We start from the raw sequence: 24,330 nt of genomic DNA on the forward strand, positions 1-24,330 counted from the left end.
CCTATAAAAGAAGAATGCCGGTCAAACGACCGGCATTTTTTAATCATCGCATTCAAGCATAAGGCGCCAGCCGCTGACGTTTTCCCAATACTCCTGTTCCCGTTCCAGATCTGCCTGTACCAAGCTGTTTTTCTCCAGATAGTCACAAGGGAAGGTCAACGTTATGTGGAAACCGTCGCTTTTTAGCTTCAGGTAGTCTGGCTCCGTCGTTGAGCGACGCTGGTTGCTTAACAGTACGGCCAGGCGCAGTAACTGGATCAGGGGAATAACCTGATGCCGTTTGACCAGGTTAAAGCTGGGAAGCTCATCCAGCTTTATGCTTTTACGATGGAAACGCACCAGCGTAGCCAACAGCAGCTGGTGTTCCTGATTAAAGCCGGGGAGGTTGGTGTTCTGCAAAATGTAGGCGGAATGACGCTGCAGGTTGCTGTAGTTAATGCTGAGGCCAACCTCATGCAGCATCGCGGCCCAGCCCAGCAGTGCTTCCGACTGAGGGTCGGCCAGCGCTTCGTTTTGCTTAACCCACTGGGCATATAGATTTTTCGTCAGCGTTAAAACGCGGTTGGCCTGATCTCGGTCGATATTGTAATGCTCGGCCAGGCTGATAGCGGTTCGGCTACGAATGTCCTGATGCCGAAAGTGGTGCTCCATTTCATAGATAACGCCTTCGCGCAGGGCTCCGTCGGACAGGCGAAGCGCTTTTAACGATAGGGCATTGAAAACGGCGCTCAGAATGGCTAGCCCTGCAACGAATACGCCCTGACGGTCGGGAGAAAGCCCGGCCAGCTTTAGTGAGCGAAAGGATTTAAACTTCAGCGTCTGCTTGATGACCCATTCAAGACGCTCGGGCGTGATGGTACCGTCAGGCTCTCCCATCTCTTCAATAATAACGTTGTGTACCGCCTTTATCGTGCCGGATGCGCCGAATGCGTACTGCCAGCCGTGAACCTTATACTGCCAGGTTAGGCTTTCCAGCTTTTGTTCGGCCGCAATCCTGGCCCTGTTGAAGTTTTGCGAGCTTATTTCCCCATCGGGGAAGAATTGGCGAGAAAAGCTTACGCAGCCCATGCGTCGACTTTCGGCCAAGACCGGAGAGAAGTCTTCGCCGATAACCATTTCGGTTGACCCCCCGCCGATATCAATGACCAGCTTACGGCCTTTTTCCGGCTGCGTGTGAGCAACGCCCATATAGATAAGGCGAGCCTCTTCTTGGCCGGAAATAATCTCTATGGGGTAGGGCAAAATCTCTTTTGCCCGCTCAAGGAATTCCTGACTGTTGGCGGCCTGTCTTAGCGAATGCGTTGCAACAATGCGGACGCTGTTAATAGGAAAACCCTGCAGGCGTTCAGCAAACAGACTAAGACAGTTAAGGCCGCGAACGATAGCCTCTTCGCTTAATACGTTGTCTTTGTCCAAACCGTCGGCCAGTCGAACGCGCTGCTTCAGGCGACCTAAAACTTGCAGCGCGCCGTTGACGACGCGCGCAATCACCATGTGGAAGCTGTTGGACCCCAGATCGATCGCGGCAATTTCTTGTTGTTTTGATGCGGTAGTTTTGGTTAAAGGCATAAAAATTACTCAATTGACGTTGGCGTTTCTGTCGAGGCTTCTTCAATCGCTTTTAAATAGTCATAGATGGCTATTTGGGAGCGCACTTTCCGGCGGTTGCCGCGCGGAACGTAATCATTGCTTAAGTCTTTATCGATAATGCGGGCTTTGACCGTATCGGAAAGCTGCAAGTCAATAATGTCGAGCACTCTCTGCTTCAGCACCGGGTCAAGGATCGCGACGCCGACTTCGATACGGTAGTCGATATTGCGGGTCATCCAGTCGGCTGAGGAGATAAAGACCTGCTTGTCGCCCTGGTTTTCAAAAATATAGACGCGGGCGTGTTCAAGGAAGCGATCGACGATGCTCGTTACCTGAATGTTCTCGCTAACGCCCGGAATGTTAGGGACGAGAGCGCACATTCCCCGGACAATCAGCCGAATTTTTACGCCCGCGCCGGATGCTGCATAAAGTCTGTCGATGAGCTCTTTGTCCACCAGGTTGTTGATTTTTAGCGTGATACCGGCCTCAAGGCCTGCCTGCGCGCAGGAAATCTCTCGGTCAATGAGCTTGTTAAGCATCAGGCGCGAGTTTTGAGGTGAAACCAAAAGGTGCTCAAAGCTGACGGGGCGATAGGGGTTCTCAATAAAGTTGAATACCCGGCGAACTTCGTTGGTTATCCGGGCGTCGGCCGTTAGGAGGGAGAAGTCCGTATAAAGCCGGGCGGTTTTTTCGTTAAAGTTACCCGTCCCTATGTGCGCATAGCGGACGATTTGCCCCTCTTCAATGCGTGAGATTAAAAACAGCTTAGCGTGGATCTTGAGGCCCGGTGCGGAGAAAATGACGTGGACGCCAGCCTCTGTCAGGCGCTTGGCCCAGTGAATATTGGCCTCTTCGTCAAAGCGCGCCTGCAGTTCCACGACGACGGTGACCTTTTTACCGTTGTGGGCGGCGTTGATCATCGACTCTACAATGCGGGAATCTTTCGCGACGCGATAAATATTGATCTTTATCGCCAGCACGCTTGGGTCAAAAGAGGCCTGGCGCACCAGCTCAAGTACGTGTTCAAACGTGTGGTAAGGATAATAAAGCAGAACGTCCCGTTCCCTTATGGCTTCGAATCCGTTGCGAAACAGAGTAAACCAATTGTGCCTTAGACGGGGCAGCGGCCTGTTTAGCAGATTATCTTTCCCCACGTTGGGGAAGTTGATAAAGTCTTTAAAGTTATGGTAGCGCCCGCCGGGAATAATCGAGTCATAGGACGAAATGCCAAGCTTATGGCGCAGGATTTCCACCATGTCGTTCGGCATATCGCGCTGATAGACAAAGCGCACCGGTTCCGCCGTTAATCGCTGCTTAAGGCTGGAGGACATTAGCTCAAGCCAGCTGGATTCCATTTCGTTGACCAGATCGTATTCGGCATCGCGCGTCATCTTCATCGAGTAGGCTTCCAGATACTGGTAATCGAAAAAGCCTTTAAAGATGTCGTCCAAGCAGAGGCGGATAATGTTGTCCACCAGAATCATGGGCTTACGCCGTCTGGGCGGTTCGGGCGGCAGCGTAATAAAGCGCGATACTTTATTGGACGGAATTTCCAGCAGCGCGTACTCTTTTTTGTCTTCGCTAATGACGATCTCAACCGCCAGATAGGTGAAGTCATCTTTTAAAAATGAAACGAGATTGATGTCGTTAGACAAAATAATGGGCGTAATGTACTGGCGGAGATGGTTTTTAAAATAGTGGCGCAGCCACACCTGCTGATTTTCCGACAGCTGGCGTTCGTTGATAAGAAATATCTGGTTTCGCGCCATTTCCAGCAGCAGCTCGTTATACAGGTTATCGAATTCCTGATCGGTTTTTAGCACCTTCGACTGGATCTTTTTCAATACCTGTTTAGAGCTGGAAGCAGAACCCTGTTCCTCTTTAATCAGAATGCGTCGCTTAACGTCGGCAAAACGGACCTTGTAAAACTCATCCAGATTGCTTGAATAGATGCCCAGAAAGCGGATCCTCTCGATAAGCGGATTGCTTTTATCCGCCGCTTCCTGAAGAACTCGCTCGTTGAACGATAACCAACTCAGCTCTTTTTCGATATAGAGTTTTTCCTGATTCATCATGACTCCGTGGCAACTGAATGGTGGCGACTGAATAGTGACGCCATTATGACGACTTGTTGAAAGGTAAGTCTATCACTTAGCGTAGAATTTAAGTGTACTACGCAGGGAGCGTATTCGCGTAACGGATAAAAAGAGGGGGCGGGACGATAGTAAAAAAGCGCCCGAAGGCGCTTTTTTCAGTGAGGATTTTTAGAATGCGCTGGTGTCTTTAAACAGGCCGACTTTTAAATCGGTAGCGGTATAGATAACGCGGCCGTCGACCAGCACTTCACCATCGGCCATGCCCATGATCAGGCGACGGTTAATGACGCGCTTCATGTGAAGGCGATAGGTCACTTTCTTCGCCGTCGGCAGAATTTGGCCTGTCAGCTTAACTTCACCGACGCCCAGCGCGCGGCCTTTACCTTCTCCGCCAAGCCAGCCCAGATAGAAGCCAACCAGCTGCCAAAGCGCATCCAGACCGAGGCAGCCGGGCATGACGGGATCGCCGATGAAGTGGCAACCGAAAAACCACAGGTCGGGCTGAATATCCAGCTCGGCTTCAACATAGCCTTTGTCGTACTGCCCGCCGGTTTCTGTCATTTTGATAATGCGATCCATCATCAACATATTTGGGGCCGGAAGCGGCGGACCGCCTGCGCCAAATAGTTCACCGCGACCTGAGGCAAGCAGGTCTTCTTTTGTATAGGATTCGCGTTTTTCAAACATAATTGACTAACCTTAATTTTTTAACAGGTAAAGGGCAGTATACCCACAATCGTAGCCGACTAGATTAGCTTACAGATGTAAGCCGAACAAGTCCGATCAGCCACGGTTAAACCAATTAATCCAGCGTAAAAACCAGGGAAGACGGTTACGATCGCCGCCGCCGGCCTGAGATATCCGCTCTTGAATGGCGCTTAAAATACAGGGCGCATTCTCTTCAATATAGGGCACTCCCGTCAGCAGAGGCAGCGCATCGCGGACGTGCTCGACCGCCCACAGCGTGAATTGTCCAAGCTTTACGGCCTCGATGACTTCATCCTTCAGGCACAGATGGCGCACGTTGGTTAGCGGCAGAATGATACCCTGCGAGCCGGTTAAGCCACGCGCGTTGCATACGTCAAAAAAGCCTTCGATTTTTTCATTAATGCCGCCGATAGTTTGGACGTTGCCGAACTGATCGACAGAACCGGTTACGGCGATTTGCTGGCTTATCGGCAACTGAGAAAGGGCGCTTATCAGAGCGCACAGCCCTGCCAGAGAGGCGCTGTCGCCGTCGACTTCGCCATAAGACTGTTCAAAAACGATCGAGCTGGAGAAAGGAAACTGCTGTTCAGAGGCCAGTTCAGAAGTAATAAAGGCCTGCATAATCATAATTCCCTTTGCGTGCAGGTTGCCGCCAAGTTCGGATTTGCGCTCTATGTCGGTAATTTCACCGTCACCGAGGTGAACGACGCAGCTGATGCGAGACGGTTCCCCCATCGCACGCGGATGACCGGGATATTCCAGCACGGACAGGCCGTTGATTTGGCCGATGACCGCGCCTTCGGTTTCAATATGAACCTGCCCTAAATCGATATCGTCCAGCACCATTTCTGACAGATAGCTTTCGCGCCAGCGCTTATCGTCTCTTGCCTGGATAACGGCCTGGGCCGTGATTGACGAATCGGTAAAGCGCGCCGCGTCTGACAGCAGGTGGCTAATAAACAGCGGACACAGCGGCAGCCTTTCCTGATCTCCGCTTCTCCTGGCGCCTTCTCTGATAAGATGCGGATAGGCGTCGGCATTAACTTCAGGCAGCTGATAGCGGCAGGCGACGCTGGCAACGTAGGCGCACCAGGTTACGATATCGTTTTCATCATTAAGCGTCAGATCGTCTTCAAATTCAGCGTAAAGCGCCTGTTCGATAAGCTCAGGCTCCTGATCTTGTAACGCTCCCAGTCCATAGCGGTCGCCCACCAGAATGACCTTCAGGTCGAGAGGCATCGAAGGGATGGAAAGCGCAAGAGGTCTGGTTTCGTCGGCTGAGCACCACTGAAAGCGCTTGCTGAGTACGGCCTGCTTTAAACGCAGCCACAGATGGGGTTGTGCCAGCAGCGTTCTGACGGAGAGAATAAGCACGCCGCCGTTAGCCTGATGAACCAGCCCCGGCTCAAGCGTATAGCTATCGCCGCATTTGCGCAGACAGCCAAACAGCTGTTCCGCTTCCAGCCATTCTTCATAGAGGCTGGCTGACTTTGCGGCAAAGTTGTCTTCAGCGCTTTGCGCATCGGAACGAGTTACGCTCTTTCCCTGGATGTCGTAACGGCTGCCGATAGGCGAGGGGGACAGAGAGACAAATTTTTCAACGCCGTCGTTAATCAGGGCAAGATAGGCGCGGCTGTCTACCGCTTTGACTACCATAAAAGGCGATGCGGTATGTTGACCACAGAAGGCAGCCAAAGCCTGGTGAAGGCGCGGCTGCGTGATGGCGAGATCGATAGGCTCGCGGCGGAACTCTTGCTCAAACAGTCCTGTATAGGGCGTGGTGTCCGGCAACAGCTGTTGCCATTCAAGCTGATTAATCGTCAAAATATTCGCTGCTTTTATTTAAAAAGAAAACGAGATTATACAAGAATCGAGCGCAGTTCATACTCCCTAGGGTAGGTTTAAAATCAATGCGGGCGAAAGAGTGGGATTGGGGTTGTGATGGTGAAAAAAAGTGCTATGCTACGGATGTTACGCGGTCACTAAGCGGGTGTTTATACCATGAAATATCAGCAGTTGGACAATTTGGAAAGCGGCTGGAAATGGAAGTATCTAGTCAAAAAGCACCGGGAAGGCGAGGAAATCACCCGCTATATCGAGTATAGCGCGGCGCAAGAGGTCGTTGAAGAACTGCTGCGGTTGGAGAATGAGCCAACAAAGGTATTGGAGTGGATTAAAGCTCACATAAATCCAAATTTGGAAAATCGCCTTAAGCAGACCATCCGGGCGCGGCGCAAGCGGCATTTTAACGCAGAGCAGCAGCATACTCGCAAGAAGTCTATCGATCTGGAGTTTTTAGTCTGGCAGCGGCTTTCCGCGCTTTCACAGCGCCGCGGCGCTACGCTATCGGAAACGATAGTGCAGCTGATAGAAGACGCTGAACGAAAAGAGCTGTACGCGAACCAAATGTCTCTGCTTAAGCAGGATCTGAAGGCTATTTTGTCTGAGGACAAGTAGCTAAATAATTTTTTAATATGTGTTATCAATAAAAAACCCCGCTTAGCGCGGGGTTTTTTGATGCTAAGAGCGTAAGGGTTGCTTATTTAGCAGCCTGTACAGCTTCGTTAACTTGAGTAACGACGTCTTTAGCGCCAGTTACTTCGATTTCTACACGACGGTCCGGAGCCAGGCAGTCGATCAGAGCTGCGCCGCGCTTCATGCCATCACAGGTAGAACCGGTAACCGGGTTAGATTTGCCTTCGCCGCGAGCAGAGATCTTGTCTGCCGGGATGCCTTTGCTGACCAGGTAGTCAACAACGGTCTGTGCACGCTTCTCAGACAGCTTCTGGTTGTAGGCTTCTGAACCGATACGGTCAGTGTGACCGATAACTACCAGAGAACCGTCCTGAGGCTTAAGCGCGCTCAGTTCGCCGTACAGTTGATCCAGAGCCTGCTGGCCTTCTGCTTTCAGGCTTGCTTTGTTGAAAGCGAACAGAACGTCAGACTTCAGCGTGAAGCGCTTGGTCTGTACAACCGGCAGAGCAACGGCAGGAGCCGGCTTGGTCTGACCGAAACGGTAAGCCAGGCCCAGGCTCAGCATGCCGTTATCCGGACGGGTGCCAACGCTGTCGGCGTCACCGATGTTGTTAACCCACTGGTAGTCCAGGCGAGTAGCAAGGCTCGGGGTGATTGCATATTCAACACCAACGGCAGCCAGCGGAGAAACGCCAGTTTCGTGATCTTTGTAGGTACCGCCTGCTGCAGGGTGAGCAGTTACGTCACCACGCCAGCCCATCGCACCTAAACGGGTGTAGATATCCAGATCGTTCATGATCGGGTAGCTCAGCTTGGCAGACAGTTGGATGCCTTGTGCTTTATAAGCAGCGCTGTCATCGCCACGGTAGGTCATACGGCCTAACCAGTCGTAGCCAAACTCAAAGCCCAGATACTGGTTAGCCTGGTAGCCAACGTAAGCACCGGCACCGAGTTGATGCGGATGAGTATCTGCACCAGATGCATACTTGTTATAGAAACCAGTATCATGGTAGTAAGACCAACCCACTTTAGCACCGGTGTACCAGGTGTTATCTAGGGGAGCAGCTTGCGCTACGGTAGCGAAACCTGCTAATGCCACTGCTAATGCAATTGCTGTCTTTTTCATTTTGCGCCTCGTTATCATCTAAATTAGTTATGATTCAGTTATACGCTTATTGGGCCCGGTACAAAGGTTCGAAGTTAACATTCAACTATCATTCCATGACTGACATCGAAAAACCGGAACCATAACAAGCAACCTGATCATGCTAAAGTTTACCGCTTGTAAGAAAAGTTACAAGTCTTGAATACTAAAAGAACATAAAAATATCTTGTTTAGCATGCTTATTAACATAGTTTATAGAAGGAAATATGGCTTAATAAAGGAAAGCGTTTTCCTTAGTAATAATGGCGTTCGGACACGATATGCAAAAAAATTATTGTACTACGCTTGAGATACATATGTTTATGAGCATATTGTGCGATTTCACAGCTCGAAGGCAGCAAGGAGTTGGCTTAACAATAAGGAGAAATGTAATTTTATGTTAGCTTAAGTAAAGAAGCATATTTAATGCGTTAATAAAACGTCTTTTTATTATGTTGTAAGTATAGGTTGAGCTAATTTGAGTAGCTTATTTATATAGTAAAAATAGCCGGCGTTCTTTCTTGGTTAATAATGAATTATCTCCTTTATGCTTTAGGTGTTGATTTATATATATGAAATTTTCACCTATAAAAACCACCTCATTCTTCCTTTGGGTTATAAGCAGTAGGCTGGCAACAATAAGAAAGGTGGCGTTATCGTCTTGCTCACCTGATGTTTTGCTCTTTTCACTAATTTCAATTTGTTTTTCATATAGATATTGATTTTTTTCGGGTGCTCTGAGGCCGCATTCGCTGTGCTAAATTTTAGTGCCACTGTCCGTTAAGCGAACCTTGAGGAGCATTGTTTCGGTATATCATCATCGGCTGTAATACGAAGCAGTAGCAGTCTCCTTCAGCTGCGGCCTGATTCAAGCTCTCTTTATCCTGCTGGGTTAATTCCGGTAGCCATGCGATGACGGAGCTGAAGTTGCCGCTGCGAAGCGCTTTTTCCAGCATTAACACGCTTTCTTGTGTAGAAGAAGTGCGCAGAGAAATGCTTTTTTTCTCCGATAGCCCCAAACGGCTTATCCAATGTCTGTTCAAGCGACGCTCAGATGAAAGCCATAGCTGCCAGCGCGGCTGCTGCCCGAGCTGCTGCAAAAAGGGGAGCAGCAAATGTAGCGTAAAAGGGTTCTGTGGGTCGTACACAATCTCGCTGACCAGATTGGTGGTCATGCCGGTTCTGCTGTTACTCAATCCGGAAAAAAGTGTATGTGAAGCGTTATTGGTAATCAGTGGCGCGATGTACATAAAATACCCCTTCAATCTTTACTGTATGCATATACAGTATCCGAGGCGTTAATTAAAATCAACTATTTTCACGATGTCTCGCAAATTTGACATGAACAGGCGATTAACTATCTATTAATTCAAGGGAAAATTTGATAATTGTTCTTTTTGTCGATTATTTCATCGACTAACTAATCTATCTTAGTCGTTCAATGAGGCCATATGCTACACATTGAAAACAATTAAGGATCTGTATGAAAAGAGAAGTTATGAGGCAGTATGTCAAAGAAATCATTGCCCACTTTAGTGATTTTGGGGAGCTGAGTTCCCAGTCTATGTTTGGAGGATACGGCATCTGCAAAGATAACGTTATGTTCGCATTGGTTTCTGAAGGAAAATTTTACCTAAGGGCTAATAGCAAGCTGGAGTCGACATTCATCAATCAGGGAATGGAGCAGTATATTTATCATAAAAAGGGCGTTCCGGTTTTCATGAAGTACTATCACGTACATCAGGCGCTTTGGCAAAATGAAGAAAGATTGAGAAGCTTTCTTTCATGCGCCTTTGTGGCGGCTATGATGGACAGTAAGAAAAAGAACGCTCCTAAGTGTACGCGCTTAAAAGATCTTCCTAACCTGACGTTAGCTACAGAGCGCCTGCTGTGGTTAGTGAACGTAGAAAGCATTGAAGATTTGATTAAAGTCGGCGCATTAGAAACGTTTATTAAAATCAGAGAAATTAGAAAGGATGTCAAAACCGAGCTGCTGTTTTCTTTAGCTGGTGCGATTTTAGGCTGCCATGCAGCCGCGTTGCCTAGTGAAGTACGTCAAGCTCTGCTCGATGGGCTTAGTCAACACGATGCGTTGGAAGAGGAGGCGTTTCCCCACCACAAATAACAACGGTCAGCCTGGCTCAGACTGCGGAAATGCGCTCGTTCGCCAGGCTACCTGATAGCGTTATGAACTCGGGCAGCAGATCGATAATCAGGGAAAGTTGCTGAGCGATAAGCTGCGCCGTATCGTCGTTGTTTGCGCCGATTGCTGATATCTGGCGATTTACGTTTTTCAGCGTCTGTGCCAGAGCGCTTTCGCTCGCTTCACGCTGTAGGGCTCCGTCGATATAACAAACGGCGTCGTTTAACATAGCCAATACGTTTGAGTTTTCCGTCAACTTTTCTCTATGGGCGCCTAGAGCCGAGATGTAGCCAAGAAGGGTATGGTTTAGGCCGAGCAAGCGAAATCCTTTGTCTAATAAAGCCGGATCCCGTTTCGGTTCTGCTGCCATTCCTGAAACAACGGAGGCCAGCTCAGCGTCGCAATTGTGGGCGTTGCGACGTACGATCCGATAATCGACACCGTTGCTTTTCCCTTGATGGTACTGTTCGAGAATAGCGTCCAAATATCGACAGTTAGCGTTGACCGCTTTATTCAGAACGGTACTGATGTGGCGGAATTTCCAGTCTGGCCATATAAAGCTAACGGCCGCCCAAGCGATGGCGCAGCCCAGCAGGGTGTCAACCACGCGCGGAAGCGCGATGCGAAATCCTTCTCCCAACAGGTTAAAACAAAACAGAACCAGCAACGTAATGAACATTGTGGCGTAGGCGTAGCGCACGTTGCGAAAAAGAAAAAACAAAACGCCGCTGATAACGATGAGAATAAGCTGTCCTTCCTGCGATGGTACGAAATAGAGGATGGGCAATCCAACTAAAATGCCGGCTAGCGTTCCGACGACGCGAAGCGTCAGGCGGGTTCGCGTTGCGTTGTAGTTCGGCTGACAGACAAACAGGCTGGTAAGCATAATCCAGTAGCCGTTTTGTAGATGAGCAAACTGGATAATCGCATAGCCGAGGCATAAAACGAGGGACATGCGTACGGCGTGTCTAAACAGCGTTGACTGCGGCGTCAGGTGTTGAGCAAAACGCGCTTTGATGTCCTGCAGGCCCGCAATTTTATCGTCCGCTAGCGTGTTGTCCTGCAGGCTTTGAACGTCTGCCGCCTGTTCTGACTCAAGGCTGCTTAACTGAGCGTCAATCGATTTTAAATTATTCAGCAGGTGAGAAAGCGACTGCATCAAGCCGGGCGGTAGCTCATATTTCGACGTCAGGTTGGAGAGGCTCTTTTCCAAGTGAAGAAGCGCCTGCGTTTGGTAGACGTTATAGACATACTTTTGGCGATAGCGAACGGCGTGGGCAAGGCTTAGGCACGATTTTGCCTGTAGCGTCAGCAGTCGTTGAAAGCGAAACAAAATATCGGTATAGCGCAGTGAGTCGCTAAGCTGCTGATACTGAGCGTGGGCGGAGCTTGCTCGCTCGTGAATATCCTGAGCAACGAAGTAATAGTGCAGCATCTGTCGAGTGCTTCTCTGCCCCCGGTCCCCCTTAAGTCGGGTTAGCAGCGAGGCCTTTGTTTGGTTTAGCGTGTCGACCAGGGAACCGTTGACCATCGTCAGGTGAATGAGCTGACGGGCGAAGTGCTGCTCTTCATCGGGATCGAACAGCATCGCTTTGGCGTCAAGAAACGCCGCCAGCTTTTCAAAGCACTGGGCCAGATTATCCTGCAGTGGGCGGATCGGGAGAATGATGTGGCCCAGTAGGGTGATGAAGTTATACCAAACGGCGCCGGCAAGCAGAAGCAGCGGCTGCGTGTACCAGGCTGAGTACATGGAAACGCCGAGCATTGTGTAAATTGCAATTAGAAGCGCGCCAAACGCGATCGTGGCATACCGTTGACCTAACGATCCAAGCAGAATGAAGCCCGCGGTCGAGAGCAAAAGGCCAAGAGCAAATAGCCAAGGGTAGGGGAAGAGGATTTCAATCGAGACGGAGGCAATAAAGAAACAGGACAGAGTGATGACCAGATTGCGTAACCGTCCCGTTAATCGGTCATCTAAATCGGTTAACGCTGCGGCAACGACGCCGAGCGTTAATGGGATCGTCAGCAGGCTTTCACCTAACCACCAGGGTGCAAAAACGGTACCGCTAAGCGCGATAAATATGCGGATGCCGTATAGCCAATGGCTGTTATAAAAATAGCGTCGAAGCCCCTGACGTGCCGTCATTATCGTAGACCTTAACGGGGGGAGCGCATTTGGCGCTTAACGCTATCGACTCTGGCCTGACGCGCCATTTCGACAGGCACGACTCGACGCCCTACGGGCCACAGAGCGACTACGGCAATTTTGAAATTGGCGATACCGACCGGGATCCCTATGATCGTCAGGCACTGTGCGATACCGGCCGTAATGTGAGAAAGGCAGAGCCACCAGCCGAAGAAGATAAACCAGAATACGTTAAGCAGCGTACCGCCAGCGTTTCTTACCGAATTGCGATCGTCGGGATTAATCATATCGACGTGAACGGCTTCGTTGCCGAAGGGAAACAGAGACAGTTTGGTAATTTCCCAACAGGAACGCGTCAACGGAAGCGTAAAAATCAGTAGTACGGTGACGATGGTGGCCAGCAGCCAGCCTAAGGTGGTAAAAACGCCACCGAGGATAAAATTAAGTATATTCAGTACGCTGCGCATAAATCGCTCCTGGCTCCCGTTTGCCGCCGATCTGCTTGCCTTCAGGAATAACCGTGATTCCCTCAAAGTAAGGCGGTCAAGTATGATAAAACCCGTTATGTTACGGCTTATTTTGCTTTACTCAATCGAAAAGCGTTAGATATTCACCTCGTAATGATAAATTATTCGGCTATAGGCAGCGAAAACGCGAGCAAAAATCGGCGTTTTGCCTGCGGACGTTAATAAACGGCATGAGTTTAAGCGGTATATCATGGAACTAAAGTCAACGGCAGTAGGGCAGCATCTGGCTCAGCATCCTTATAATAAAGTGAAAATGTTGAACGCTGGCGTAGAGGTCAGCGGTCCTAAACACATGACGGCTATCCCGTTTAATCAACTGTTGGCGGTGCGCTGTAAAAGAGGGCTGGTTTGGGGAGAACTGGAGTTTGAGCTTCCGGAAGAGAAGGTCGTCCGCCTTCACGGAACCCAGTGGCAAGAAACTCAGCAATTTTATCATCATTTGATGACGGTATGGCGCCAGTGGGACGTTGAGATGGAGAGGATCACGGCGTCTTTACTGTCCGACAGGGTTCTGGCGATTGAAGCCCATCTGGCGCAGGGACGCTGGCTAACGCAAGAAGATCTTGCCCAGATTCAGGCGGATATCCGAACCACTCTGTCGTCCATTCCCTTACCTCAGGAGAGGTTAACGGCGTTTTCTTCCTGCTGCGGTTTTTATGACGTTTGCATGCAGTGGCTAAACGAGGGTGAAGAAAAAGTAGAAAAGGCTAACCGGCAGTGGATCCGGAACATGCTGGAAGAACACCGAGACTTTTTCGCCAGCGTTGAGTCTCAGCCGTTAAATCCATCACAGTGCCGAGCCGTGCTCAGTGGAGAAAAAAACGTGTTGGTGTTGGCGGGCGCCGGCAGCGGTAAAACGTCCGTTTTGGCCGCGCGGGCAGGCTGGCTGCTTTACCGAGGGATTGCGCGAGAAGAAGAGATCCTGCTGTTGGCTTTCGGGCGTAAGGCCGCTCAGGAAATGAATGAACGCGTTAGTCGGCGGCTTGGCGCATCCCATGTTGAAGCGAAAACTTTCCACGCGCTGGCCCTATCGGTCATCTCTCAGTGCAGTAAAAAGCCACCGTCGATCAGTAAATTAGAAACCGATGCAGAGCGACGTAGGGATTTCCTATGCGCCGAATGGCGGGCACAGTGCGCAGAGAAAAAGAGCCAGGCCTCAGGTTGGCGGAACTGGATCTCGCAAGACCTAGGCTGGCCGTTGAGCGGAGAGCAGTTTTGGCAGGACGCGTCGCTGACCGAACGTATGGGCGCTCGTTTGGACGGCTGGCTTCGCCTTATGCGCGAGTGCGGCGGCAGTCAGGCCGATATGGTTGCGCTAGCGCCGCCGGAGATTAAGTCGGAGTTTCAGAAGAAGATCCGTTTATTGTCTCCCCTGTTAAAGGCATGGAAAAAGGCGTTGAAAGAGGAAGGCGCGGTAGATTTTTCAGGGCTTTTGCATCAGGCCATCGGCTTGATTGAAAAGGGCAAGTTTGTCAGCCCCTGGCGGCATATTCTGGTCGATGAATTTCAGGATATATCCCCGCTGCGAGCGGCGTTAATAAAAGCCTTACGCCAGCAGAACGAGGAGACCGCTCTGTTTGCCGTTGGGGACGATTGGCAGTCTATCTACAGGTTCAGCGGTGCGGCGCCCGAATTAACCTCCAGGTTTAACGACGCCTTTGGCGCCGGAGAACGCTGCGCCCTGACTACGACCTATCGCTTTGGGCAGGAAACGGCGGAAATCGCCGGTGAATACGTCCAACAAAATCCCGCGCAGATTAAGCGCAGGATCCAAAGTGAGTTTCAGGGTGAAAAGCATCCCATCGTGCTTTTACCCGAACAGCAGCTGGAGGCGCTGCTCAATAAGCTCAGCGGTTATGCCTCGCCGGATGACGATATTCTGGTTTTGGGCCGTTATCATTATTCCAAACCTGAGATTTTAAATAAGGCGCCAACGCGCTGGCCAACTCTGAAAATTGAATTTTCTACTATACATGCGAGTAAAGGGAGGCAGGCTGACTACGTCATTATCGTTGGCCTGAAGGACGGGGCGGACGGGTTCCCCGCGAGAGATGAGGAAGGCGTCGTCGAACGGGTTTTATTACCCCAGGCGGAAACGTTTCCCGACGCGCAGGAACGCCGCCTGCTCTACGTCGCCTTAACGCGCGCACGCCATCGCGTATGGCTGCTGCAGGATACGGAGTCACCGTCCGTATTTGTGAAACAGCTGCTTGACATGGGCGCGGTGGTGAAGCGTAAACCCTGATAGAACAATTGCCCGACGTGAGTCGGGCTTTCTTTTCCGGCCGGAGAAAAGGCCGTTACTTTAAGCGTTCTTGAAGATAGCGCTGATAGTCGGGGATCGCTATCTCTACCTCTTCTTCAAACAGGACGGATGACATTAGCATATCTGCAGTTGCGCGGTTGGTTGCCACAGGAATGTTCCATACGGTCGCCAGACGTAGAAGCGCTTTAACGTCAGGGTCATGGGGGACGGCGTTGAGCGGATCCCAAAAGAAAATCAGAACGTCGATTTTACCTTCGGAAATTAGCGCTCCAATTTGCTGGTCGCCTCCCATTGGGCCGCTGAGCATGCTGTGTACGTTGATTCCGGTGGCGCGCTGGATCATGTTGCCCGTTGTTCCCGTCGCGAAAAGCGTGTGCTTGGCCAGCGTCTGCTTATTGTCTTCCGCCCACTTGAGTAAAAATGCTTTACAGTGGTCGTGGGCTACCAGCGCTACGTTCTTTTGAACCGGGATGGTCCGCGTCGTCAGTTGCATAGTCGGTAAAATTCCTTGAAAAAGAGTGATAACAGATAGATTACTGAAACTGCGTTTTATAAAAAAGCGATAAAATAGAAAATGTATACTTTATTCTCACAGGTGCGACCCATAAGAGGAAACGGAACATGAGCGACAGCAAAATATTGGCTATCTTACAGAACGTGAAAACCATTGCGCTGGTAGGCGCAAGCGATAATCCGGAAAGGCCGAGTAATGAAGTTATGGCATTCCTTCAGGGGCAGGGATATCGAGTCATTCCCGTAAGCCCTAAGCTTGCTGGAAAAACGCTGTTAGGCGAAAAGGTTTACGCAGAGCTTAAGGATATAGAGTCCCCGGTTGACATGGTGGACGTTTTTCGCAATGCCGATGCGGCTTACGGCGTTGCGCAAGAGGCTATTGCCATCGGCGCAAAAGTGCTCTGGATGCAGATTGGCGTTGTGAATCACGATGCAGAAAAGCTGGCGCAGGATGCCGGCCTGACGGTTGTGATGGATATCTGTCCCAAGAAAGAAATAAAGCGGCTAGGACTGATAAAATAGGCAGCATAGCGTGCTGACGAGCAATAAATTTTCTTTTTCCGCGTCTTAAGATTCCATTAAGAAATGGATGGCTTACTCACAGCATGGTGAATGCTGACGCGAGGAAATGCTATGCCGTTAATAAAAGATATTGCTGCTTTTATGGCGTTTTGTCTGCTTTTCTACATGGTTGCGGACTGGATGAGCTGGATCAGGTAGCTGAGGTGTCTTATCGAAATTGGGGGATTTTGGCGAACGGAGAGGCTATAAAATCGGCAAAAAATGATATTTTGCTGTTTTTTCAGCCGAACAAACGAATTTGCTAAATTCTCTGCTTTACAAGCTACCTCAAGCTGTTCTATATTTCACGCCGTTACGGAGGAGTGGCCGAGCGGCTGAAGGCAACGGTCTTGAAAACCGTCGATGGGCGACTATCCGTGAGTTCGAATCTCACCTCCTCCGCCAAATTTGACAACGGGTCAGCGAAAGCTGGCCCGTTTTCTTTTGCGCTTGTAGGCACGAAAAACTGTTTTGTGACCCATCCGCATTAGAAACGCACACTGTCGGAATTTGTCTATATCCAAATTAAGAGATCGGGTAAATACGATGGAGTGGAGGTACTATGATGATATCTACAATAAAATACCTGCTATCCATGGTGGTAAAGTACGCCCTAATTGGCGTATCTATTCATGCTGTAGTTTTGTTTGGCGAAGCTATTTTTTACGGTAGGGGCGAGATCCTTACTCTGTCTGATATTCAATCATATGCCCCTATTGGCGCTGTTGTTGGCTTTATTGCTGGCGTGATAAACATTGTTTTTCGTTTACTTTTCCGGAAGGCTTAAAGAAGAAATTTTTTCTTGAACACGCTAAATCAGGGGCGTATTTTATTCCCCAGACGCAAAGGGCTGTTAGCTCAGTTGGTAGAGCAGTGGACTCTTAATCCATAGGTCGCGGGTTCGAACCCCTCACAGCCCATCTCCTTTCTTCCTGGTATTTATCTCTTTCCTTTTATTCCTGTCGATATTGACGATAGCGTGGCGTAACGCCTGATATTTATGTGAAGTGATATAGGAAAGGAAGGGCTGACGTCGATGATAGAATCATTCTCCGCATCGGCCTGTGCTTACCGAGGCCGATGCAGGCAGGTTTAAGGCCGCTAAGGCTTAACCTTTCTGAATGCTAATCTGCCACTGAGCGTCGCCGGTTTGTTGAAAGTCGGTCACCTTATGGCCTTCCTCTACGGCCCAGCGGGGCAGGTTCTCCGTCGCCTGAGCACAGTCGTAATCAATAACCAGCGTATCGCCGACGTTGAGTCCGACAATTATCTTTTTGGCTTCAATCAGCGGAAAAGGGCAGAGTTTGCCCGTAGTATCAAGCTTTATCGTTTTCATGACGTTATGCCTCACTCTTTTTAACTAATTGATTAGGAATAATGATAGTGAAATAGCTGACCAGCCAGCTACCTAACAGAATGCAGGGGATGAACAACCATCCTTGCCAGGAGAACCAGGCCGTATTAACAACCGTATTGCCGAGCATGCATCCACCCGCCAACCCGCTACCTATACCCATCAGTAGGCCGCCGAACAGGCTTTTGGCCAATGCTTTCCAACCGGGGGAACGAACCCTTAATTCCTGGCTTCCCCAGGCAGCGACAAGCGCGCCGACAAAAATGCCGATGAGAAGATATCCCGCCCAGCCGAAGAAACCGGTTTTGCCTTCGGTGATTAAAGAAAACAGCTGAGCGCTGGGGCCGCTTATCCCCAATCCACCGACGCGTCCTGACATCAGGCTTGAAGGCCATGCGAGTAACGCAATAACGCCAATAATGGCGGCGGTTATAAAGGGATGCCATCTTGCTTCAAACAACAGGTGGGAAATGCCCGTTTTTCTCGGCTTAGGCTGAGGAATGGGGAATGATTTCTTATTCAGGTAGCGATAGGTAAGGAACAGCGTAATCAGCGTTAAGGCCAGAACGGCTATCCAGGGAGAGATGTTAAGCGTTTGGGTTAAGGATGCATCAGGTAGAGACGGCGCGCTGATTGGGGCGAAAATTTGTTTGCCCGAAGGTTGTCGTATGTACCAACTGGATATAACGAAACCCACTACAGCGACCATGCTGCCAACCAGACCTTCAGCCGCTCGGTAGTAGGCGCCGGTAGAACAAGATCCGGCCAGACCCATGCCGATACCAAACATCAGTCCACCGACTAAGGTCGCCAGCCAGCGAAAGTCACCTGAAGGCAGCTTGGCCCAGCCTAGTTCGATAAAAGCGAATAAACCGATACTTTGAAGCGTGATGATAATGAGGATGGCAATAGTCATTCGACTATCGCGGAAGAGGTAAAGATCCCGCAACCCACCTGCCATGCAAAAACGACCGCGCTGCATGACAAAACCGAGAAGAAGACCCAAAAACAGACCTGTCATAGGGGAAAACTCCTGTTTATGGCGTGAGCCATAAATATATTGTGAAAAAACAGGCGGGAGTATACCGGCTTTTTATTTGTGGGAATAACAATTTATTTTTAGCGAAACGGCTCACCAATATTGAATAATCACGCTTATTCCATAATGTTGCTGAGGTAACCTGTTTGCCTGATTAATCACTCATGCCGGTCGTCGGATACAAGGAGTCATCCGTGAGCTTCTATTCGTTTGAGGGGGTTATCCCCGTCGTTCATCCCACAGCCTACGTTCACCCCAGCGCAGTTCTTATTGGCGACGTTATCGTCGGCAAAAACGTTTATATCGGCCCTCACGCATCGCTTCGAGGGGACTATGGGAGGTTGATTCTTGAGGATGGCGCTAATCTTCAGGACTGCTGCATTATGCACGGCTACTGCGACATGGATACTGTCGTACATTCATGTGGGCATATCGGACACGGTTCGATACTTCACGGCTGCGTTATCGGGCGCGATGTGTTGATAGGTATGAACAGCGTAATTATGGACGGCGCGATTGTCGGCGATGAAAGTATTGTCGGTGCGATGAGCTTCGTTAAGGCGGGGTTTATTGGGCAAACAAGGCAAATGCTGATGGGGATCCCGGCCAAGTACGTGCGTGACGTCACTGATGATGAGCTCTATTGGAAGCGTCTTAATACTAAAGAATATCAGGAGCTCGCTGAGCGCTCCCGCCTGTCTTTACGCGAAACGCAGCCGTTAACGGAGATAGAAGCGAATCGGCCCCGGCTGAAAGGCAGTACGGAGGTCAGGCCTAAATCTGAAATGAAGTAGCTTCTTCTTTTAAACCGCTAACCGTCTGTTGTATCTTGCTGCCTATTAAGAGGGATTATTCAGATATTCATAAGACGGGAGAAGCGATGATTGTCGTAATTTTTGAACTTGAAGCAGCGGAGGGGCAACGAGATGCCTATCTACAGTTTGCCGCCGAGCTGAAGCCCATGCTATCCCAGATAGACGGTTTTATTTCAATAGAGCGTTTTCAAAGCCTGACCCATCCGGAAAAGCTGCTTTCCCTTTCTTTTTGGCGAGATGAGGAAGCGGTAAAGCAGTGGAGAAATATCGAACAGCATCGCCGAGCGCAGGCTAAAGGGCGCAGCCACATATTTGCAGGCTATCGGCTCAGGGTCGCAAGCGTTCTGCGAGACTATAGCCTTGATGAGAGAGAAGAAGCGCCTGCAGACAGCCAGCAATACCATCGTTAAGGTGATTAGAATCCCACTGCCGAAACAGTGGGATTTTTGCTTATGGCTTTAGCCAGTTTAAGTCGCGTTAGCGTCTTAAACATAAAACCACCTGCTTTGCGGGTGGGATCAAAGGGTTATACCAAGAAAAACACCTTTCCGTTACGATATAGATGTTCAAGCTAATAACCGTAACTAAAATGAGGAAAGGTGTTTATGGGCATTAAAGCACAAAGCTCAGCGCATACAAAGTGGCTGTGCAAATACCATATCGTCTTTTCGCCGAAGTTCAGACGGAAAGTGATTTTCAATAGTATACGTTCAAGCGTAGGTGAGATATTACGAGACCTTTGTAAGTATAAAGGAGTGGAAATAATAGAAGGTCACCTGATGCCGGATCATGTTCATATGTTGGTAAGTATTCCTCCGAAGTTGAGTGTTTCAAGCTTTATGGGTATCTGAAAGGGAAAAGTTCGCTGATGATTTTTGATAGACATGCCAATCTAAAATATAAGTTTGGCAACAGAAAATTTTGGAGCGAAGGCTTCTATGTAAGTACGGTAGGGCTAAATGAAGCGACAATCCAAAAATATATCAGAGAACAAGAGAAATCAGATTTAGTCTCAGACAAATTGAGCAGCAAAGAGTATACAGACCCCTTCAAGGGGTAAGCCAAAGTAGCAAAGACACTTAGCTTGAACGAAGAGAAAGCGGCGTCATTTAGGCGCAGTCGGTAACAAGCCCTTATAGGGCAAGAGCAAACCACCCGCTATGCGGGTGGTTATGATTTTTAGGTGGCTAGTTAAAGAAGATGGTCTGCAGCATTTTCAGGCTGAGCAGGATAAGCAGACAGGCAAATACCTTTTTAAGCGTAGCGACCGGCAGGCGATGAGCCAGCTTTGCGCCCAGCGGCGCGGTAAAGTAGCTGACGACGGAGATAAGGATCACTGCAGGTAAATAGACATAGCCGATGCTATAGTCCGGCGTACCGGCCGAGCCCCAGCCGTTAATCATATAGCCGATGCTGCCGGAAAGGGCTATTGGCAGACCTACGGCAGCCGAAGTGCCAATAGCATTCTGTATGCGGACGTTGCACCAGCTCAGGAATGAAACAGTTAAAGAACCTCCGCCAATAGCGACCAGCGCGGAGATGCCGCCGATAGAAAGCCCTACGATAGACGTTCCTACCATTCCCGGCAGTTGGCGGCTGGGCTTCGGTTTAATGTTAAGGATCATCTGTAAGGCAACGTAGCCCATAAAGCAGGAGAAGAAAATGCCTAGCGCTTTAGTCGGCAGCATGGCGGCAAGCCAGGTTGCGGAAAGCGTTCCCAATAGAATGGCTGGCGTGATTTTCCAAACGACCGGCCAAAGAACAGCCTGATGCTTGTGGTGTGCCCGCAGGCTGGATATGGCGGTGAAAACGATGGAAGCCATGGACGTACCGAGCGCCATATGCACCAGATGTTCCGGCGGCGTTCCCTGAGCGGCAAAAATTGCCGTCAAAATAGGCACCATGATCCCTCCGCCGCCGATACCCAGTAAACCAGCCATAAAGCCGACGACTGCGCCTAGCGCCAGATAGGCCGCCACCCATTCAATAGCCATGAACTTCCCTTATTTTTGATGATGATAACGATGGATGCACTATACACCGACGGTATGAGTTAATCATTTATAGCGTTTTTTTTATGATTTGTGCAATGCTATCCACAAGCAGCGTTTTCGCGTGTAAACACGACAAAGGTTTTTACTATACAATAAGGGAAAAGGGTTTGGGATTTGAGGCGCTATGTTTGAGTTTGAGGGAAGAACGATTGATACCGACGCACAGGGATATCTGGTAAACGTTGAGGACTGGAGTGAGTCAATGGCAGTGGAACTCGCCCGTCAGGAAGGGATAGAGCTCAGCGAAGAACATTGGGAAGTCGTTCGCTTTGTTCGCGATTTTTATAAGGAATTTAATACCTCACCGGCTATCCGCATGTTGGTGAAAGCCATGTCGCAGAAGTATGGTGAAGAGAAGGGGAACAGCCGCTATCTCTATCGGTTGTTTAGCAAAGGCCCGGCCAAACAGGCTACAAAGATCGCCGGTCTACCGAAACCGGTGAAGTGTATCTGAGCCGTCGGAGAATGTTGAGAGGCACCGTCTAAACCAAAGAGGAAACGTTTTACGCGTGTAAAGTTAAGTCAGTGTTATCAAAATTGGCTTGAAATGTGACCGACACCCCCCATATTTAAGAGAAAGGCGCAGCCTGAATACGAGGAGGAGACGATGGTTACCAGTAAGTTCTCTATTGGTCAGCAGGTTAGACATTCACTATTGGGAAGCCTCGGCGTCATTATTGATATTGACGCTGAATACTCCCTTACTCAACCGGCTTCTGAGGATGAAGTAGCTGCCGACGATCGCCTGAGGAAATCTCCTTGGTATCACGTTGTGATGGAAGACGATGACGGGCAACCTGTGCATACCTATCTGGCGGAGATTCAGCTGATGCGTGAGGAGGATGAAACGCATCCAGAACAGCCGTCTCTTGACGAGTTGGCGGCTTCCATTCGTGACCAGCTTCAGGCACCAAGGTTAAGAAACTAGTTGATATATAAAGGGCTATGGAAACATAGCCTTTTTTATCGTTGAAAAAAGGCAAAAAAATAGCCGTGAAACCAAAAAGTGTGTGGAGTCGGCTTCACGGCAAACCAAAAACAGTCATTTTTAACTGATAAAACGCTGTGATTATTATCGCCGAGTTTTGTCATATAAAACAAGCTGGTAAAATCACTAGGTTTTTTGAAGAAGAATGATGGTTATTTCGAGATTTAAGTCTCTGTGTTTTATGGAGTAGTTTCTAAGAAGCTCGTTCATACTCTGTCTATGAAAACGACAACAATGTTATGCAAAACTATGTAAAAAGCTCTTCAAAGAGCGGCGAGACGCAGCGGAAAATATTGCCAGGATGATAGTGGATGGTCGATACCGTATGCGGTTTTTAATTCTTGTAATTATGCATTCTATTAAATCTATATTATTAATCGCTTATTAATTAAAGATAATTAATTAAATTTATTTGTTTTTTAAAATCGCTATTTTTATAACGTATTGAAATTCATGTTATTTTGTGGTCTTGTGTGATTTTAATTTATACATTTTGTAATGTTGTATCAACTTTTGAAGTAATTGTTTATATCTTTAGGTTCGCTTTTTTTATTTATTGGTTTATATTTTTACTGTGCAAAAGCATTTTTATTTCTTAAAGAAATGAAGGCGTAAAGAGTAAGTCGAAACGCGTTAACATTTTTAATGAAAAATGTTTGCATTTTTAACTCGTTATATCTCGCTCCAAACGGTAATCAACATAAATCGGTAAACGGACTTTAATTTATCCTTATTAAAGATAGGGGTAACTGCGCACGTAATAAGCGCAGTGTGTTTCCGTCTGGGCCCAATATTCTAAGGGTCACAATGATCGATTTTTCTGAAACTGAGTATTTTCAACAAATTAACCGACAGCGTAAAAAAAAATCTCATTATCTTAAAGACGTAGGCGACCAGTGGTGTACGCCTGATGCGCTCTTTTGGGCAATTGATGCGCTTTACGGCCCTCTGGTTCTCGATCTTTTTAGCGATGGGGAAAACAGCAAATGCCCTTATTTTTATACTATTGAGGACAATGCGCTGACTAAAGATTGGGCAGCCAAACTGGATGAGGCTAAAGGCGCGGCCTTTGCTAATCCTCCGTATTCAAGATCGAAGCAGTATAAAGGGCAATATATTACCGGGATGTCTCATATCATGCGTCACACGCTTGAACAAAGGGACAAGGGCGGTCGCTATGTTTATTTGGTTAAAGTCGCCACGGCTGAAGAGTGGTGGCCCGCAGAACAAATAGATCATGTGGCATTTATTCGCGGAAGAATACCTTTTGAACTGCCAAAGTGGTTCGTTGCGGCAAATAATAAACAGGCTGTAACGACGGCATCTTTTGGCATTGCGGTATTGGTTTTCGATAAAGCATGGCAGGGACCGAAAATCAGCTATTTGTATAGAGATGATTTGTTGAGTATGGGCAATGAGATTATGAAAAAAAAGGATAATCAACAAAATGAGCGGGCTGAGTATCCCGCTTGGTTAATCGATAAGGATATTTCAAACGGCTTGATACAAACGCCTTCGGCAATCTGCAATCAGTCGATTTTACCGTGAGTAATCAGAGTTAAAGGCTCATTGATATCGAAGATTTTACAGTTAGCGTGAGTGACGCCGAATGAAGCGATACGCTGTTTGTGCATTTGCCAATAGCGCTCAGCGGAGTCCCTGTCTGTAAACAGATAGATGCCTCCGGCTTCTTCGGTTTCCTTATTCTCTGTCCAGATTTTAGAGATAAACCCGGGTTCCTGATTGATGCTTTCCGCTAGCCCAACGGCGCTTTTGGACAGTGCGTCTCCCAGCATTTCCGCCGACATGTTGAAATCGACTTGAAGTACAACGGCCATGAGTTTCTCCTGTTGTAAATGACATTAACGTAATTTAAGCATGTGGGGAATGTGCCATCTTTTTGGTGAAAAT

General features: G+C 48.8%; 23 protein-coding genes, 2 tRNA genes and 1 pseudogene. 13 read left to right on the top strand and 13 right to left on the bottom strand.

Annotation, left to right across the window (positions count from 1 at the left end):
* Positions 1 to 39: 39 nt before the first annotated feature.
* From ppx to V8L73_RS08040, 4 genes are all read right to left on the bottom strand, one after another.
* The gene (ppx, locus tag V8L73_RS08025) at positions 40 to 1,569 is read right to left on the bottom strand and encodes an exopolyphosphatase (RefSeq protein ID WP_027273463.1); all 1,530 of its coding nucleotides are present in this window, start codon (positions 1,567 to 1,569) and stop codon (positions 40 to 42) included.
* 5 nt (positions 1,570 to 1,574) lie between these two features.
* Complete coding sequence (gene ppk1 / locus V8L73_RS08030) at positions 1,575 to 3,662, bottom strand: polyphosphate kinase 1 (RefSeq protein ID WP_027273462.1); 2,088 nt, start codon at positions 3,660 to 3,662, stop codon at positions 1,575 to 1,577.
* A 192-nt stretch (positions 3,663 to 3,854) separates the two neighbouring features.
* On the bottom strand, positions 3,855 to 4,373 hold the full coding sequence (fabA, locus tag V8L73_RS08035; RefSeq protein WP_027273461.1) for a bifunctional 3-hydroxydecanoyl-ACP dehydratase/trans-2-decenoyl-ACP isomerase: 519 nt from the start codon (positions 4,371 to 4,373) through the stop codon (positions 3,855 to 3,857).
* A 96-nt stretch (positions 4,374 to 4,469) separates the two neighbouring features.
* Complete coding sequence (locus V8L73_RS08040; RefSeq protein ID WP_347254583.1) at positions 4,470 to 6,218, bottom strand: Lon protease family protein; 1,749 nt, start codon at positions 6,216 to 6,218, stop codon at positions 4,470 to 4,472.
* Between the two features lie 177 nt (positions 6,219 to 6,395).
* Between V8L73_RS08040 and matP the strand changes: the two genes are divergently transcribed.
* Positions 6,396 to 6,851, top strand: coding sequence for a macrodomain Ter protein MatP (matP, locus tag V8L73_RS08045; RefSeq protein WP_027273459.1), 456 nt, complete (start codon positions 6,396 to 6,398; stop codon positions 6,849 to 6,851).
* An 82-nt stretch (positions 6,852 to 6,933) separates the two neighbouring features.
* Here the strand turns inward: matP and ompA are convergent, their stop codons facing one another.
* Together ompA and V8L73_RS08055 are read right to left on the bottom strand one after the other, a co-directional pair.
* On the bottom strand, positions 6,934 to 7,995 hold the full coding sequence (ompA, locus tag V8L73_RS08050; protein WP_027273458.1) for a porin OmpA: 1,062 nt from the start codon (positions 7,993 to 7,995) through the stop codon (positions 6,934 to 6,936).
* Between the two features lie 782 nt (positions 7,996 to 8,777).
* Complete coding sequence (locus V8L73_RS08055; RefSeq protein WP_347254584.1) at positions 8,778 to 9,263, bottom strand: cell division inhibitor SulA; 486 nt, start codon at positions 9,261 to 9,263, stop codon at positions 8,778 to 8,780.
* A 233-nt stretch (positions 9,264 to 9,496) separates the two neighbouring features.
* Here V8L73_RS08055 and V8L73_RS08060 point away from each other — a divergent pair, with 233 nt between their 5' ends.
* Positions 9,497 to 10,138: a TfoX/Sxy family DNA transformation protein gene (locus V8L73_RS08060; RefSeq protein WP_081650734.1), complete on the top strand. Its 642-nt coding sequence runs from the start codon at positions 9,497 to 9,499 to the stop codon at positions 10,136 to 10,138.
* A gap of 16 nt (positions 10,139 to 10,154) precedes the next feature.
* Here V8L73_RS08060 and yccS read toward each other — a convergent pair whose 3' ends face one another.
* Together yccS and V8L73_RS08070 are read right to left on the bottom strand one after the other, a co-directional pair.
* Positions 10,155 to 12,305, bottom strand: coding sequence for a YccS family putative transporter (gene yccS / locus V8L73_RS08065; RefSeq protein WP_422655624.1), 2,151 nt, complete (start codon positions 12,303 to 12,305; stop codon positions 10,155 to 10,157).
* A gap of 8 nt (positions 12,306 to 12,313) precedes the next feature.
* Positions 12,314 to 12,769 carry a YccF domain-containing protein gene (locus V8L73_RS08070; RefSeq protein WP_027273453.1) on the bottom strand — a complete coding sequence of 152 codons (456 nt, stop codon included), beginning with the start codon at positions 12,767 to 12,769 and terminating at the stop codon, positions 12,314 to 12,316.
* 250 nt (positions 12,770 to 13,019) lie between these two features.
* Here V8L73_RS08070 and helD point away from each other — a divergent pair, with 250 nt between their 5' ends.
* Complete coding sequence (gene helD / locus V8L73_RS08075) at positions 13,020 to 15,074, top strand: DNA helicase IV (protein WP_347254586.1); 2,055 nt, start codon at positions 13,020 to 13,022, stop codon at positions 15,072 to 15,074.
* Positions 15,075 to 15,129: 55 nt separating this feature from the next.
* Here helD and V8L73_RS08080 read toward each other — a convergent pair whose 3' ends face one another.
* A complete protein-coding gene (locus V8L73_RS08080; protein WP_027273451.1) occupies positions 15,130 to 15,588 on the bottom strand; it encodes a methylglyoxal synthase in 459 nt (152 codons plus the stop codon).
* Positions 15,589 to 15,716: 128 nt separating this feature from the next.
* Here V8L73_RS08080 and V8L73_RS08085 point away from each other — a divergent pair, with 128 nt between their 5' ends.
* The 4 genes from V8L73_RS08085 (at position 15,717) to V8L73_RS08100 (ending at position 17,089) form a co-directional block, all read left to right on the top strand.
* The gene (locus V8L73_RS08085) at positions 15,717 to 16,130 is read left to right on the top strand and encodes a CoA-binding protein (protein ID WP_261832824.1); all 414 of its coding nucleotides are present in this window, start codon (positions 15,717 to 15,719) and stop codon (positions 16,128 to 16,130) included.
* A gap of 356 nt (positions 16,131 to 16,486) precedes the next feature.
* Positions 16,487 to 16,574, top strand: a tRNA-Ser gene (locus tag V8L73_RS08090).
* 157 nt (positions 16,575 to 16,731) lie between these two features.
* Positions 16,732 to 16,956, top strand: a complete 225-nt coding sequence (locus tag V8L73_RS08095; RefSeq protein ID WP_027273449.1) for a hypothetical protein — start codon at positions 16,732 to 16,734, stop codon at positions 16,954 to 16,956.
* Between the two features lie 60 nt (positions 16,957 to 17,016).
* Positions 17,017 to 17,089 (top strand) — tRNA-Lys (locus tag V8L73_RS08100).
* 188 nt (positions 17,090 to 17,277) lie between these two features.
* Here V8L73_RS08100 and V8L73_RS08105 read toward each other — a convergent pair.
* Positions 17,278 to 17,505, bottom strand: coding sequence for a sulfurtransferase TusA family protein (locus V8L73_RS08105; RefSeq protein ID WP_027273448.1), 228 nt, complete (start codon positions 17,503 to 17,505; stop codon positions 17,278 to 17,280).
* Positions 17,506 to 17,509: 4 nt separating this feature from the next.
* On the bottom strand, positions 17,510 to 18,544 hold the full coding sequence (locus V8L73_RS08110) for a YeeE/YedE family protein (protein WP_347254587.1): 1,035 nt from the start codon (positions 18,542 to 18,544) through the stop codon (positions 17,510 to 17,512).
* A gap of 212 nt (positions 18,545 to 18,756) precedes the next feature.
* Here V8L73_RS08110 and caiE point away from each other — a divergent pair, with 212 nt between their 5' ends.
* From caiE to tnpA, 3 genes and pseudogenes are all read left to right on the top strand, one after another.
* Positions 18,757 to 19,356 (top strand): carnitine operon protein CaiE, encoded by a 600-nt coding sequence (gene caiE, locus V8L73_RS08115; protein WP_347254588.1) that lies wholly within the window; start codon positions 18,757 to 18,759, stop codon positions 19,354 to 19,356.
* A gap of 86 nt (positions 19,357 to 19,442) precedes the next feature.
* A complete protein-coding gene (locus V8L73_RS08120) occupies positions 19,443 to 19,787 on the top strand; it encodes an antibiotic biosynthesis monooxygenase (RefSeq protein WP_347254589.1) in 345 nt (114 codons plus the stop codon).
* A gap of 195 nt (positions 19,788 to 19,982) precedes the next feature.
* Positions 19,983 to 20,311, top strand: a pseudogene (gene tnpA, locus V8L73_RS08125) (IS200/IS605 family transposase); the annotation flags it as partial.
* Positions 20,312 to 20,564: 253 nt separating this feature from the next.
* On the opposite strand, the gene V8L73_RS08130 reads toward tnpA, so the two are convergent.
* A complete protein-coding gene (locus tag V8L73_RS08130) occupies positions 20,565 to 21,371 on the bottom strand; it encodes a sulfite exporter TauE/SafE family protein (protein ID WP_027273444.1) in 807 nt (268 codons plus the stop codon).
* A gap of 184 nt (positions 21,372 to 21,555) precedes the next feature.
* Here V8L73_RS08130 and tusE point away from each other — a divergent pair, with 184 nt between their 5' ends.
* The 3 genes from tusE to V8L73_RS08145 all read left to right on the top strand — a co-directional run bounded on the left by tusE (position 21,556) and on the right by V8L73_RS08145 (position 23,967).
* On the top strand, positions 21,556 to 21,885 hold the full coding sequence (gene tusE / locus V8L73_RS08135; RefSeq protein ID WP_027273443.1) for a sulfurtransferase TusE: 330 nt from the start codon (positions 21,556 to 21,558) through the stop codon (positions 21,883 to 21,885).
* A 153-nt stretch (positions 21,886 to 22,038) separates the two neighbouring features.
* A complete protein-coding gene (gene hspQ, locus V8L73_RS08140; protein WP_027273442.1) occupies positions 22,039 to 22,359 on the top strand; it encodes a heat shock protein HspQ in 321 nt (106 codons plus the stop codon).
* Between the two features lie 867 nt (positions 22,360 to 23,226).
* Positions 23,227 to 23,967: a phage N-6-adenine-methyltransferase gene (locus V8L73_RS08145; RefSeq protein ID WP_071783260.1), complete on the top strand. Its 741-nt coding sequence runs from the start codon at positions 23,227 to 23,229 to the stop codon at positions 23,965 to 23,967.
* Here V8L73_RS08145 and V8L73_RS08150 read toward each other — a convergent pair.
* Entirely contained in the window at positions 23,949 to 24,227 is a 279-nt protein-coding gene (locus tag V8L73_RS08150) for a monooxygenase (RefSeq protein ID WP_245614580.1), read from the bottom strand. The genes V8L73_RS08145 and V8L73_RS08150 overlap by 19 nt on opposite strands.
* Positions 24,228 to 24,330 lie beyond the last annotated feature (103 nt).

This window comes from Leminorella grimontii, assembly GCF_039789245.1.
GTDB lineage: Bacteria > Pseudomonadota > Gammaproteobacteria > Enterobacterales > Enterobacteriaceae > Leminorella > Leminorella grimontii.

What these genes read in the sequence shown, in the direction of transcription:
- helD (WP_347254586.1), top strand. Translation starts at nt 13,020, where the DNA reads ATGGAACTAAAGTCAACGGCAGTAGGGCAGCATCTGGCTCAGCATCCT.
- V8L73_RS08120 (WP_347254589.1), top strand. Translation starts at nt 19,443, where the DNA reads ATGATTGTCGTAATTTTTGAACTTGAAGCAGCGGAGGGGCAACGAGAT.
- V8L73_RS08070 (WP_027273453.1), bottom strand. Translation starts at nt 12,769, where the DNA reads ATGCGCAGCGTACTGAATATACTTAATTTTATCCTCGGTGGCGTTTTT.
- V8L73_RS08095 (WP_027273449.1), top strand. Translation starts at nt 16,732, where the DNA reads ATGATGATATCTACAATAAAATACCTGCTATCCATGGTGGTAAAGTAC.
- V8L73_RS08085 (WP_261832824.1), top strand. Translation starts at nt 15,717, where the DNA reads ATGAGCGACAGCAAAATATTGGCTATCTTACAGAACGTGAAAACCATT.
- V8L73_RS08150 (WP_245614580.1), bottom strand. Translation starts at nt 24,227, where the DNA reads ATGTCGGCGGAAATGCTGGGAGACGCACTGTCCAAAAGCGCCGTTGGG.
- V8L73_RS08060 (WP_081650734.1), top strand. Translation starts at nt 9,497, where the DNA reads ATGAAAAGAGAAGTTATGAGGCAGTATGTCAAAGAAATCATTGCCCAC.
- V8L73_RS08055 (WP_347254584.1), bottom strand. Translation starts at nt 9,263, where the DNA reads ATGTACATCGCGCCACTGATTACCAATAACGCTTCACATACACTTTTT.
- V8L73_RS08105 (WP_027273448.1), bottom strand. Translation starts at nt 17,505, where the DNA reads ATGAAAACGATAAAGCTTGATACTACGGGCAAACTCTGCCCTTTTCCG.
- V8L73_RS08110 (WP_347254587.1), bottom strand. Translation starts at nt 18,544, where the DNA reads ATGACAGGTCTGTTTTTGGGTCTTCTTCTCGGTTTTGTCATGCAGCGC.
- matP (WP_027273459.1), top strand. Translation starts at nt 6,396, where the DNA reads ATGAAATATCAGCAGTTGGACAATTTGGAAAGCGGCTGGAAATGGAAG.
- fabA (WP_027273461.1), bottom strand. Translation starts at nt 4,373, where the DNA reads ATGTTTGAAAAACGCGAATCCTATACAAAAGAAGACCTGCTTGCCTCA.
- ppx (WP_027273463.1), bottom strand. Translation starts at nt 1,569, where the DNA reads ATGCCTTTAACCAAAACTACCGCATCAAAACAACAAGAAATTGCCGCG.
- V8L73_RS08130 (WP_027273444.1), bottom strand. Translation starts at nt 21,371, where the DNA reads ATGGCTATTGAATGGGTGGCGGCCTATCTGGCGCTAGGCGCAGTCGTC.
- tusE (WP_027273443.1), top strand. Translation starts at nt 21,556, where the DNA reads ATGTTTGAGTTTGAGGGAAGAACGATTGATACCGACGCACAGGGATAT.
- ppk1 (WP_027273462.1), bottom strand. Translation starts at nt 3,662, where the DNA reads ATGAATCAGGAAAAACTCTATATCGAAAAAGAGCTGAGTTGGTTATCG.
- V8L73_RS08080 (WP_027273451.1), bottom strand. Translation starts at nt 15,588, where the DNA reads ATGCAACTGACGACGCGGACCATCCCGGTTCAAAAGAACGTAGCGCTG.
- hspQ (WP_027273442.1), top strand. Translation starts at nt 22,039, where the DNA reads ATGGTTACCAGTAAGTTCTCTATTGGTCAGCAGGTTAGACATTCACTA.
- ompA (WP_027273458.1), bottom strand. Translation starts at nt 7,995, where the DNA reads ATGAAAAAGACAGCAATTGCATTAGCAGTGGCATTAGCAGGTTTCGCT.
- V8L73_RS08145 (WP_071783260.1), top strand. Translation starts at nt 23,227, where the DNA reads ATGATCGATTTTTCTGAAACTGAGTATTTTCAACAAATTAACCGACAG.